The 12,136-nt window shown below is 52.0% G+C and carries 12 protein-coding genes and 1 pseudogene; 10 read left to right on the top strand and 3 right to left on the bottom strand.

Annotation, left to right across the window (positions count from 1 at the left end; translation table 11 throughout):
- Positions 1-9 precede the first annotated feature (9 nt).
- Complete coding sequence (locus QEH59_RS09925; RefSeq protein ID WP_308985213.1) at positions 10-993, top strand: sialidase family protein; 984 nt, start codon at positions 10-12, stop codon at positions 991-993.
- A gap of 270 nt (positions 994-1,263) precedes the next feature.
- Here the strand turns inward: QEH59_RS09925 and QEH59_RS09920 are convergent, their stop codons facing one another.
- Complete coding sequence (locus tag QEH59_RS09920; RefSeq protein WP_425609241.1) at positions 1,264-2,646, bottom strand: IS1380 family transposase; 1,383 nt, start codon at positions 2,644-2,646, stop codon at positions 1,264-1,266.
- Between the two features lie 101 nt (positions 2,647-2,747).
- Complete coding sequence (locus QEH59_RS09915) at positions 2,748-3,077, bottom strand: hypothetical protein (protein ID WP_308985212.1); 330 nt, start codon at positions 3,075-3,077, stop codon at positions 2,748-2,750.
- A 199-nt stretch (positions 3,078-3,276) separates the two neighbouring features.
- On the opposite strand from QEH59_RS09915, the gene QEH59_RS09910 reads away from it, so the two are divergent.
- Positions 3,277-6,096 carry a GNAT family N-acetyltransferase gene (locus QEH59_RS09910; protein ID WP_308985211.1) on the top strand — a complete coding sequence of 940 codons (2,820 nt, stop codon included), beginning with the start codon at positions 3,277-3,279 and terminating at the stop codon, positions 6,094-6,096.
- A gap of 92 nt (positions 6,097-6,188) precedes the next feature.
- Here QEH59_RS09910 and QEH59_RS09905 read toward each other — a convergent pair whose 3' ends face one another.
- Positions 6,189-7,088 carry a helix-turn-helix transcriptional regulator gene (locus QEH59_RS09905; RefSeq protein ID WP_308985210.1) on the bottom strand — a complete coding sequence of 300 codons (900 nt, stop codon included), beginning with the start codon at positions 7,086-7,088 and terminating at the stop codon, positions 6,189-6,191.
- Between the two features lie 199 nt (positions 7,089-7,287).
- Here QEH59_RS09905 and QEH59_RS09900 point away from each other — a divergent pair.
- The 8 genes and pseudogenes from QEH59_RS09900 to QEH59_RS09870 all read left to right on the top strand — a co-directional run.
- Positions 7,288-7,557: pseudogene (locus QEH59_RS09900) on the top strand (AAA family ATPase); the annotation flags it as partial.
- A 20-nt stretch (positions 7,558-7,577) separates the two neighbouring features.
- Positions 7,578-8,186, top strand: coding sequence for a DUF58 domain-containing protein (locus QEH59_RS09895; RefSeq protein WP_308985208.1), 609 nt, complete (start codon positions 7,578-7,580; stop codon positions 8,184-8,186).
- A 10-nt stretch (positions 8,187-8,196) separates the two neighbouring features.
- Positions 8,197-8,610, top strand: coding sequence for a hypothetical protein (locus QEH59_RS09890; protein ID WP_308985207.1), 414 nt, complete (start codon positions 8,197-8,199; stop codon positions 8,608-8,610).
- Entirely contained in the window at positions 8,564-9,031 is a 468-nt protein-coding gene (locus QEH59_RS09885; RefSeq protein ID WP_308985206.1) for a BatA domain-containing protein, read from the top strand. The genes QEH59_RS09890 and QEH59_RS09885 overlap by 47 nt, the downstream gene beginning before the upstream one ends.
- Positions 8,973-9,533, top strand: coding sequence for a vWA domain-containing protein (locus tag QEH59_RS18985; protein ID WP_425609240.1), 561 nt, complete (start codon positions 8,973-8,975; stop codon positions 9,531-9,533). The genes QEH59_RS09885 and QEH59_RS18985 overlap by 59 nt, the downstream gene beginning before the upstream one ends.
- Complete coding sequence (locus QEH59_RS09880) at positions 9,424-9,816, top strand: hypothetical protein (protein WP_308985205.1); 393 nt, start codon at positions 9,424-9,426, stop codon at positions 9,814-9,816. The genes QEH59_RS18985 and QEH59_RS09880 overlap by 110 nt, the downstream gene beginning before the upstream one ends.
- A gap of 1 nt (position 9,817) precedes the next feature.
- A complete protein-coding gene (locus QEH59_RS09875; RefSeq protein ID WP_308985204.1) occupies positions 9,818-11,008 on the top strand; it encodes a hypothetical protein in 1,191 nt (396 codons plus the stop codon).
- 22 nt (positions 11,009-11,030) lie between these two features.
- On the top strand, positions 11,031-12,136 hold a 1,106-nt coding region (locus tag QEH59_RS09870; protein ID WP_308985203.1), incomplete at its 3' end, for a hypothetical protein.

The raw sequence follows: 12,136 nt of genomic DNA, 5'->3' as shown, positions 1-12,136 counted from the left end.
GTAAAAGCAATGAGCAACACTCCAATAAAAGTTTCAGAGTTTATATTTGACCAATCCCCGTTCAAAGCATGTCACGCATCTACCATCGCAGAGACATCCAGCGGACTCGTCGCTGCTTGGTTTGGCGGACCACGAGAATTTCATCCAACAGTAGGTGTATGGATCTCTCGCCACGAAAACGGGAGCTGGAGTAAACCGATGGAAGTGGCCAATGGAATTCAATATACCGATTCCAACGGAAGCCCCGTTCGGTATGCCTGTTGGAACCCGGTACTTCATCAAGTGCCGAATGGCCGCCTACTACTCTTTTATAAAGTGGGCGTCTCTCCTAACACTTGGTGGGGAATGCTCATGAGTTCAGAAGACGATGGTCAAACTTGGAGCCCCCCAACTCGCCTCCCGGAAGGCATCTACGGGCCGATCAAAAACAAACCCCTTCAATTGCCGAACGGCACGCTATTGTGCCCCTCCAGTACCGAAGTCACGATGGCGACGGGCTGGCGCGTACATTTTGAACGCACAGAAGATCAAGGCCTGACTTGGTCGCGCACCGCCCCAGTTAACGACGGCGAAGAATTCGGGGCCATTCAGCCTAGCTTGCTGATCCATAAAGACGGCCGCCTTCAAGCGCTCGGACGCACCCAGTTGGCAAAGCGCATTTTTAGCACTTGGTCTGAGGATGATGGGAAGACTTGGAGCGAAATGGACTTCCTAGAGTTGCCCAATCCAGATTCAGGCACAGACGCAGTCACGCTGTTCGATGGTCGCCATGCACTCATTTACAACCATTGTACAAGTGGTCGCACTCCAATGAACCTAGCCATCTCAACAGATGGTCTAAACTGGGAATCCGTGCTTACACTGGATACAACCGAAGGCGAACTTAGCTATCCGGCAATCATTCAAAGCGCCGACGGCCTCCTGCATGCCACTTATACTTGGAAGCGTGAGAAGATACGTCATATGGTAATCGACCTAAGTCAAATAATGTAATGCGATATCACTGAACTACGAAGTGCTATCACTAATTTGAGGCATCCTAGCCCGCATTGTTCACCAACTTTTAAGAGTGAGTTATTATCCGTGGATTTGGTGAACATGAAAAGCCTGCGACACCGATTTTTCCTCGCAGTTGATTCAAAACCCGGTGGGAACCGCTCTGAGCATCTAGTTTTCCGGATAATCTCTAGGCTGGGTGCACGCTGAAGCCATCGGGCGCGGCCCGTCGGACTTTTTCAGTGAGCTACGAGGCGTGATGCTCTTCTACGAAGGCCAGGCCTGCAGGTTTTTGAAGACCTGGGCGAAGACATCCTGATCGGGGCAGCCTACGGCGAGTTCAAAGCGGATGCGCCGGACGCTGACTTTAACCCTGGCTGCAATCTTGAACAGCCGCAGGCGGAGGGTGCCGATCGTCGCTTTTTCCAGGCGCGTGCCGACCAGCGCGATGGCCTGCAACTGCGAGAGCATCAGGTGTGCGAAGGCCGAGAACCAAAGCCGCAACTGGTTCGAGGCCATCGCATGGGTGCTGGTGCGGTCAGCGAAAAGGTCCTGCTGCTGTTCCTTGATTCGGTTCTCCATATCGCCGCGGGCGCAGTAAAAGTCTTCGTAAAGCGCACGGGCGTCAAAGTGCTCCGCCTCAAAATTGGTCACGACGAAGCGGGGGTTCTCGCCTTTGGCCAGAACCTCGGCCTTGCCCACGACCGGTCGCCTGCGGCTCCAGCTGTTCAGGGTGCGATACTCGAACTCGACAAAGCGCCGCACCGGCAGTTGCAACAGGCCTGCGTCCAAGTCTGATTGCAGTACCTCGAAGCTCGGTGCAAGCTCCGCCTGCAAGCGTGTATTGCGCTTCAAGCCCAGACAGTAAAAGAGTCCGTTGCGCTCACACCAATCCATGATCGCATCGCGGGCGAAACCGCTGTCCCCGCGCAAAACGATCTTTTCCAGCGCAGCCACCGTTCCTGCACTGGCATCGGTCTTGGCATCCTGCAACAGAGCCAGCAAGGGGATGTTCCCGCAAAAGCAATACAGGGGCAGGTAGCAGTAGTGCCCGTAATAGCCATGAAAGAAACGACCTTCCTGAGCTCCGTGTAAGGGATCGTCGGTCGCGTCGAAGTCCAGTATGATGCGTCCACTCTTGCGCGGGATGGCTTTAACACCTTCTTCGATTAGCAACTGTTCGATCTTTTCCGTATCGGGAATGATCTTCTTGTAGCGGCCGTCACCGCCGAGGGCGCTTTGCTCCAACCGCTTCAGCGTGCTGTGCCCGGCCAGCGCCTTGCCCCGGTTCTTTTCGCTGCGATGCTTGCCCTCGATGTCCGCCTTCCCTGCCATCAGCCCGTGCGCCGGATCGTAGCGCAGACTGTCATGATCGTTCAGATCTTCGTAACCCATCGACAAGGCACCGATACGCTGGCGCAGCAACGCTTCCACACTGTGCTCGATCAACTCGGGATTACGCCCATCGCGCAAACAGCCCGCCAGACGATGGATTGTTCCCGTTCGCAACTCCAGCTCGCGAAACAGCAGTGCCCCGCTCCCCTCGCTGCTCAAATATCCGCCGTCGAAACTTGCGACGACTTTACGCCCATTGTGGTCTTGAAACTCGAAGACTTCCTGGTTACACACTGTCCTTGCCCGTTTTTGAATGGTTGTCGTGTATTTAGTTGGCAACCAATCACTTAACAATTAATCAATCTCGGGCAACTTTTTTCTGTGAGTTTTTCGGGCTAGACGCCCTCATTCTTTGACTATGTTCCCCTCACGCAAGACCACCGCTTCATCGAGGTTTTGATTCCCCACCACGGTGCCGTCGTCGAGGTCGTTAACCTTTTCTTCCTTGAGGCGTCGGAACAGGGCAAAAATAACACGTAGTCACCCCTAGTGAACCAGACCGCGGTCACCAGCGCCATGAAGACGGGAATACCCACACCAGTCACATGCCAGAAGCCCTTCCACACCTCCACCGGCCAGGGGGCCACCAGATTCCACAAGCTGCCGATCACAAAGACTGAGAACCACAGCATGCTCCACGCAAACAAGCCGCTGGCGATCCACTTGTCTCCCAAGGTGAAGCTCATGCACATACTGTCGTCTAAAAGTAGAACTCTGAACACCATAGCGTTTGGATGTTTTCCCTGTAAAAGATTTGCGCAACTCCCAATGACTTAGGACATGTCATCTTTACTTTCTAGGCCAGCTCTTACATGCTATCAACATGACCTCTAGCCCGCAAATATTAGCTCTCCCCGTCCTCTCAAAAAAGAGAATATTCCTGCAATGAAGCCTTTAAACCCAGAAGATTGGCCGAAATTGCTGCGGCCGGGCAGTCGGGTGTTTATCGGAGGTGGCGCGGCGATGCCTTTAGCTTTGGTCCGTTCGATGCTGGCTCGTGCCCATCAGCTCAAAGATATCGAACTGGTGCATATACACAGTTTGCATGCATCCCCTTGGATCGCGGCGGAATATGAGTCGATGCTGCGGACAAATTCTTTCTTTTTGACGCCTGATGTCAGTGAAGCTGTCAGCCGTGGGCAGGCGGACTATACACCCTGCCCGATGTCCATGGTGCCTCGTTTGTTTCGTGAAGGTCCGTTGCAGGTCGATGTGGCTCTAGTGGAAATCAGCCCCCCTGGTCTGGACGGCAATTGCTCCTTAGGGGTCAGTGTGGATGTGGTGCAGGCCGCGGTAACGACTGCCCGCTGTGTCATTGCCCAAGTGAACCCACAAATGCCACGCACGGGAGGCAATAGTTTGATTCCAGCCTCGAAGATTCATTACTTCATCGAACAGGACATGCCCTTGCCCGAGACGCTCTCGCCCTCCATCGATAAGCGGCACGAATTGCTCGGTGACTATGCGGCTCAATTGATCGAAGATGGTTCCACCCTGCAAGTGGGCTTGGGTAATAGCCCGGAGGCGGTGCTGCGCGCCCTGCATCAACATCGCCACCTCGGCATTCACACCGGCATGTTTACCAATGCGTTTATGGACCTCATCCGTAAGGGCGCGGTGGATAATTCCCGCAAATCGTTTAAGCAGTGGAAATCCATTGCCAGCCATGTGCTCGGCAGCCGGGAGCTCTATCAATTTGTGCACGAGAATCCAGACTTGGAGCTGCACCCCAGTGACTGGGTGAATGCCTCGGATCGCATCGCCCGCAATGAGCGCATGGTGGCCATCAATGGCGCGCGCATGGTCGACTTGACCGGACAGGTGGTGCGTGATTCGAGCGGGCACCACTTTTACGGCGGGGTCGGCTCGCTGCAGGATTTTTCCCGCGGAGCGGGTGCCAGCAAGGACGGCAAGCCCATCATGGTTTTGACCTCACGCTCGGATGATGATAATTCGGCTCGTATCGTCGCGGACCTTGCGCCGGGGAGTGGTGTCTGCACCAGTCGTAGCGACATTCATCATGTGGTTACAGAATATGGAGTCGCCAGTATCTTCGGACGCAGTATCCGCGAGCGCGTCGCGCGACTTGTTGAGATTGCCCACCCCGATGATCGGGAAGAGCTCTTAAAGGGCGCATGGAACCGAGGCTGGGTGCCAAAGTTCTTCACTATGCCGGGCGGTGCGCGTGACGAGCTGGAATCCAAAATGATCGATTTCAAGATCGGTCGCTTCCAATTGCGCCCGCTCCACCCTAGCGATATGTCGGTGCTGCAGCATTTCTTCTATTCGCATGATGAGGAAACGGTGCGTCTGCGTTACGGCCATCATCGTGAACAGATGAGCGGAGAGTCGGCCTATAAATTAGCAGCCGTAGATCAGGAAAAAGATGTCGCTCTGGGAGTATTCGACCGCAAGGGAGCGCTGCGAGCCATCGGCCGTTATTACCTCGATGCGAGCGGAGACACAGCGGAGGTTGCTTTTGTCGTGCATGAAGCCACTCGCCGGGCAGGCATGGCCAACGTTCTTATTGGCGAATTGGCTGCCGTGGCAGCCGAACGTGGCATTCAAAATTTTTGGGCGACGGTGCTTCAGAAAAATCACGCGATGGCTGCATTGTTTGAACAAGCAGGAGGCCGCAGCGAAGATCCGATCTCTGCTGCGGAACGGCATTTCGACATTCCCGTTTCGGGCGTGATCAGTCGTCATCGTGAAATTCAGGAGCGGATACAATCGGCACAACCATCGCAAGCCGACATTCCTGCCCTGGGGCTGCACTACAATGTGTTTTATGAGCACCACGACACTGGATCGGACCATCCGGAATCGGCGCTGCGCTATCGCAAGCTGCGCGAGGCACTGGAAGCACTGCCCGCAGAAATCTTACGCCTGCCCGGTCGACGGGCCAGCACTTCGGAAGTGCTATTGGCGCATGAGGCTTATTATCAGGACCTGGTGTATCGTGACGTCGAGAGCTTCGCGGATGTCCTCCGCACGGGTGACACCGCGATTTCCATCGACAGCTATGACGTCGCCTTGGAAGCCACCGGATCGGTATTGGCGGCGGCCGATGCAGTCATGCAACAAACCGTGAAACGAGTGTTTTGCGCAGTGCGCCCACCGGGGCATCATGCCACCGCCGACCGCGGGATGGGCTTTTGCATTTTCAATCACGTGGCTATCGCAGCAAATTACTTGAGGAAACACTACCCGCTCAAACGCATCGCGATCGTGGATTGGGACGTTCATTTCGGCAATGGGACTGAAGCGATTTTTGCCGAAGATCCCAACACCTTTTACCTCTCTCTCCACGAGAGTGGAAACTATTCCGGCAACTCAGATAGTCACAAAGAGCGCCCACCGTCGCAAGCCACCCTGAACTTAGCTTTGCCCAAAGGATCTGGTTCTGGCGAAGCCTTGGCTGCTTGGGATACTACAGGCGGCCTCGCACTAGAGGCTTTTAAACCCGAATTTGTTTTCATCTCTGCAGGTTTCGATGCTCGCAAAGGCGACCCATTGGGTGGCTTGAATTGGGAGGACGAAACCTATGTAGAACTCACCCGACGAGTCATGGCACTAGCAGAGAAACATGCTGAGGGACGCATCGTTTCCGTATTGGAAGGCGGTTACAATCCCGCCGGTCTAGTCTCCGCCGCCCTCGCGCATGTGCAGGCGATGCGAGAAACTGCCATAAAGAACGCCTACTAAGAGTCATCACCGTTTACTTACAAAAAATGTTACAATCGCTGTCGCGAGTGCACCCTGGGGACTGAATTTAGATTATACCGAACTGACTGGCACTATTCATCTGCTGCCACAAACTCACCTAGCATTCGTTTCCGATACTCGCTGGCACGCATGCCGAAGTGGCGGCGAAAGTTTCTTGCGAAGACTTTGGGGTCAGGCCAGCCGACTTTTAGACCAATTTCGCCAATGCGCCAATCTGTGCTCAAGAGGTAATTCGCAGCCCGCTCAGCACGCATACGAGCCAAATATTTCATCGGAGGTTGCCCCATTTGCGCACGGAATAGACGCACTAAATAGCTGGGATCGAGTCGTAAATGCTTTGCCAAAGCTTCTAATCGCCAGTCGACATCCATCTGCTCCTGAAATAAATAAAGCGCTCGAACGACTGAAGGATGCAAGTTCGACTCCAGACTCGTAGGCAGCAATGCGCAACGACAGGATGTCCGTAATTGCTCCAGGACTTCCAGTATAGCAGCGATTAAGCGCGTCCGAGGTTTGCTCGTTTGATAAATCGATTCCAATGCAGACAGTTGCTTGCGAAGGGCCGCTTGTTCTGAAGCCTGCACCTCAATTTTAAACACTTCAGATTGCCAACGACAGGCACCGATATTAAGTAGGACAGCCAGGTCTGGATCATCGTCCAGCCAGGCCAATTCCTGACACAAGAGATGCGGCGAAAACAAACAGTTCACTAACTCCAACTCGTGACAATCCGAATAGCCATGCCAGGCTCCTTTCGGAATAACAATCAAGTCTCCACTGCGACAGATGCTCTCTCCCCGAACTGTGTGATGTCGTGCACGACCACCCAATATAAAGGCGAGCTCCAGATAATTGTGCGAGTGCGCAGCATGCTCTGCCTGCGCCTGCTCATGATTCATAAAGAAACGAACATCTGGCGAGACTTCCAGATGCCCCCAGCGTTGTCCCTGCGTATAAGTGTAATCTGCCACGTACGCAAAATATCAATTTTTGCGAGTATTTACAGTTTAAAATAGATAGACTAAAAAACAACCGAATTCTCGCATTTTAAATATATCCTATAAACCTTTCATTACTATATTTCCTCGAATCCCCTAAACTGAACTCCCATATTGCTTAGCCATCGCATTCGTTCTTTATTTGACACTGATTCTCTCCACAAAAACTCCTATGGCACAACACCGAAAAATTGAAAATACATCTCAGGCGCTCACGACGGTACGTCAGCAAATTGGACAAATCGTAGTCGGACAAGAACATCTCATCGATCGACTATTGTTAGCACTCCTCTGCAACGGACACGTGTTACTAGAAGGCCCCCCAGGCGTAGCCAAGACACTTACAGTAAACAGCTTAGCAAACTCAATACATGCAAAGTTTAGCCGAATACAATTCACCCCCGACTTATTGCCTGGCGATCTCACTGGAACACTTGTCTATTAATCGATCTCTCCGCATCGATGCGTCACAGCCACGCAGGCAAAAAACGTGATCTGGTCACGGAACTGGCCGCGTTATTGACTTTGGCGGCAACAAAAAACCAAGATCGCGTCGGTTTACTTCTGTTTACTGATCACATCGAGCACGTCATCCCACCGGGCAAAAGTCGTCAGCACGTGCTACAGCTCCTGCATCACTTGCTCCACTTCGAGCCAACAGGCAAACAAACTCAATTCACTCCTGTTTTGAATCGCTTTGCCCATATGGCCCGTAGGCATTCAGTTGTCTTTTTGTTGTCAGATTTCTTAGGAACTGATTACCAGGACGAACTGCGCTCGCTGGCCAGTCGCCACGACGTCAACGCGATCCACGTACTAGACAGCCCCAAAGTGATTTCGGGCCTACGTGGTTTGGTCCGAGTGGAAGACGCGGAATCGGGACGTCAACGTGTGATCGAGCTAGCAGATAACAACTCATCGGCCGACTCGCACCGTCAACAAGTGCAAAAGAATATGGAAGACTCAGGCATTCCCCGACTCGAAATACAACCCGGAGACGATTGCGTCGTCTCCTTGACTCGCTATTTTAGTATGCGTCAAAGCCGCGTCAATCACAACACAGGCGGTTAATATGCTTCGCATGTTTACGATTATATTCCTGTTATTCGCACAGTTGGCGCGAGCAGGTATCGAAATGACACTCAGTGTCGAACGCTGCCATCCAGGCGATCTAATCGAGCTGCGCACCACGATGATTGTCGCCGATTATGCTAAGTTTGAACTGCAAATCCCACAACATGAAGATCTGTTACTCGTCGCCAAAGAGCGCGGCAACGTCACCTTAACTGACGGACAGTATATACAAGAATCCATTTGGCAGCTACAAGCGGTCCGCTCAGGCAAGATTCACATCCAAGGCATTCAAGCACACATTCAACGAAGCAATGGAAGCTCGGTCGATAAACTATCCGACTTGACACTCGAGGTCGTCCCCTACCCTCAGGACGATGAAAGCTACGCCCCGCTACCAATCGCATGCCTCCGCCGAGAATGACATCCAAAGCAAGGTCATCATTCTACTTACCGATGGTGAAAATAATTCTGGTGCGCATTGTGCCATGAGTTCATTTATTTTCCAGTCACCGCATTATTTATGGTACCTAACCTTGGTATTTCCCTTGGCCTGGCTACTCTCTCGTGCACGCAAACAACGAGTCAAAGTCATCGCAGCAATGGGAGGTAGCCTCCCCACTCATCGTCAACTACGCGACTATTTGCGCCTGAGTGCGTTTTGTCTAATAGTGCTGGCACTCGCTCGCCCGGGCCATTCACCACGTAGCGACATCACCACACACAATGGACGCGATGTGGTCTTAGCTCTGGACGTATCGCGCAGTATGCTGCGCCGAAGACAGCATACCATCACGTTTAGAAGTCGCCAAACAAGGCATTCGCAATGCTTTAGACACATTTAGTCATCAAAGAGTCGGACTAGTCCTCTATGCAGGTAGTGCATCCATTCTTTGTCCACTCACCAATGATTATGGCTTTGTTCGTTTCATGTTAGAGCAAGCGCACCCTCGTAGCGTCGATTTTGGCGGTACCACCCTACAAGCAGCCATAGAAAAAGCGATCGACCAAGTCTTCGTCACAGATCGCAAAACAGTACAAGATTTAATCGTCCTCACCGACGGCGGCGATCACGGATCGCAAATCCCTCGCGTGCTAGAATTAATCGAAAGCCACACAGTGGACGCACTACTCATCGGCTTAGGAGATCCTCAAGAAACGTCTCCCATTCCTATTAAGAATGATGTAGGCGTCACCAGCTATCTCGAGTCTCACGGCAAGAGAAGCACTCTCACTCATGCAAGTAGTCGAGACAGCCCAACAACAAGCTCAAGAATTCTTCATGAATTTAAATACTTGGCAAGAGGCACGATCCAACGGCCGTATCGCAGAAAACAAACTCACTGAGAGACTCGATCTATTAACCGAGCAGGCTGATTCTTCCGGAGAAGCATCAGAACAATGGGAATCGAACGAAGAGGAATATTACGAAGAGACAGAGAATGAGCAAGAAAGCGTAAATACTTCAACTGCGATGGAAGGCGATTTCGCCGCCGGATCGACCATGCAAGAACTCCCAGTCCCGAATTACTCGACTGAAGACATTCTACTTGAAGAACAAACTAACCTACAGTTCCGCCAACAGCAACGCGCCTCCGCCGGCGCGGCAAAAATAGAGAAAGATTATTAAGATGCGCGCTTGGATAATAATCGGACTCTCCCTTCCTTTAAGTTTACTATCGGCACAGGAAAGCAATTCACAGCAGGAGCTGCAAACGTCCCCTAGACTACCGCTCAGTATAGTTCCTGACAAGAATCATGTATATGTTGGTGAACCTCTACGGGTAGAACTCAACTGGTGGGCAGACTTACCCGCCAACCGCCTGAGCGCATTGCAAATAAACCCTGCGTTTTTCTTTGATCCAAAGATCGAAGCAGTTATCCCACGTAGCACTGCGCCTGAAGCACAACAGATCGGCTTACCAATCGGAGGACGCCGCGCGATCGCCACTCGCCATCTGGATGCCTCTGACAAGGCTGCACTAGGCACGATTCAGTTACCCCTCTATCTACGTTTCAATCACGTAGGCATCACGAAACTAGCAGCGGTTGAATTAAAAACTGCGTTTGCCAGAAAAAGCCAAAATGAATTGGCCCGTTATGCAGCTTACTTTAATAATCGCTTGTTTGAGCCGATCGATCCCGAACAAGCCATCCAAATTCTCCACACAAAGTCCAGTCCACTCGAAATCGAAGTCAAGGCCCTGCCGCCCACTCCTCAGGATAGCATTTTTAGTGGGCTCTTTGCACCGCTCGAACTGTCTGTCTCACTTCACCCCACCGAAGTCAAAATCGGCGACCTAATGACACTGGAAATCAAGGTCGAAAGCCTGGTTCCACACAGCCTACTCAGCTTACCAGCTCTCCAGCTCCAGCCCAACTTACGCGAACGCTTTCTAGTCAATGATCCACCGCACGCAATCTGGCAACCAGACAGCACTCTCTTTCGTACCCAGATACGCGTACTCAGTACTACCGTCAAAGCCTTTCCTGCACTCAATGATTACGAGAATGCTGGCGTACCACTCACGAAAAACCCCGAGGGCGTCAGGCATAATTCACATCCCAAACTCATGCATGAATTATTGAATATATTCTATGGTCTGTTAACACACGGATTTTGGCCACTGCTACTACTGGGGCCCTGCGGCTTCATTATTTTATTTCCCATCGTGCGTGAACGCCATCGTCGCGCAAACGACGCCCGCTACCGTCAAATCAAAGAAGCATACCGTATTTTCAAACTCAGCCAAGCCCCTGACGAACAATGGCAGGCCTTTATACACTTGCTTGGCATCTGCTTTGCTTATTTACATCATTAGTCGATATGCTTACCGTTCAAAGATGAATGGTTACTTCCCTTCACTCTCTTTATTGCTCGGCATCGTTGCCACCGCATCCGCGCAATCGCTCCAAATCTCAGAGACGTATTTCAGCGACGCGCGTTTTGAAGTGCTCGCTCACAGCGATGACGACGCAATATTGACACTGCATCGCTTCGATAACGATGCCTTGCCAGAGGTAACGAGCCACACAGTCGCATTGGCGATTGCGCAAGCAGGTGTGCCTCAACGACTCAAAGAATACGCCCCCTCCGGGCAACCGAAGGGATTTTTTCGCGTCAGTGAATCAGATTTAGCCACTTATACAGGGGATGCTGATCGCGATGGCATACAGGATCGAATCGAACTCAAGGCCCTGAATTTCCTGCATCCGCTCGATCTGAGCGACGCGAGCCGTGTCGACGTCTTTGCACTACCACCACTGGATACCTCCATCGCAAACGATGTGCCCGCTGCCGGCGCCGGTAACATTGAATCTTCGCATCACGCCGATATTTATACCTTCAATGCCACCGCAGACACTGGAGTCTTCGTCGATGTCGTCTCATATGATAACGAACTAAGCTCACACCGTTACCAACTAATAAATCCCTACGGGCAAAGCTTAAAGTCAAGTCGATTCGGACATTCAGAGATGGGCCCCGTCAGCTTAGCCCATGAGGGAGAATATTTGCTATTAGTGGGCGACATTGGAGCGGACGGCAGTGGAAACTACGCCATTAACCTGAGCATCATCCCTGCCCCCCAGACATTCGAAATTACAATTGGCGATACCATTACGCCTGTTGAAGCGACAGGAGCCGGCACGATAGAAACGCCTGGAGCCTACGACATGTATACATTTGCTGGCATCGCGGGACAAAAGATTTTTATCGATAAAATCAGCTACTCTGGAATCGCTAATATTGATTATACACTCATCGCCCCCTCGGGTGATACACTTGGAACCAAGCCCTTCCATACGAGTGACCTAGCGATGATTGAGCTCCCCGAAACAGGGACCTATACACTGCAAGTGGGCGATTCCAGCAGTGATCAAACCGGAACCTATTCGATCGCCATTACCGCAGTTGCAGCCCCCCAAACATTCGCAATTAACATTGGCGA

The organism is Thalassobacterium sedimentorum, from assembly GCF_031127905.1.
In the GTDB taxonomy this organism is placed as follows: Bacteria; Verrucomicrobiota; Verrucomicrobiia; order Opitutales; family Coraliomargaritaceae; genus Thalassobacterium; species Thalassobacterium sedimentorum.
The sequence above is the reverse complement of the archived record's forward strand: the minus strand, read 5'-3'. Positions and strand labels throughout refer to the sequence as shown.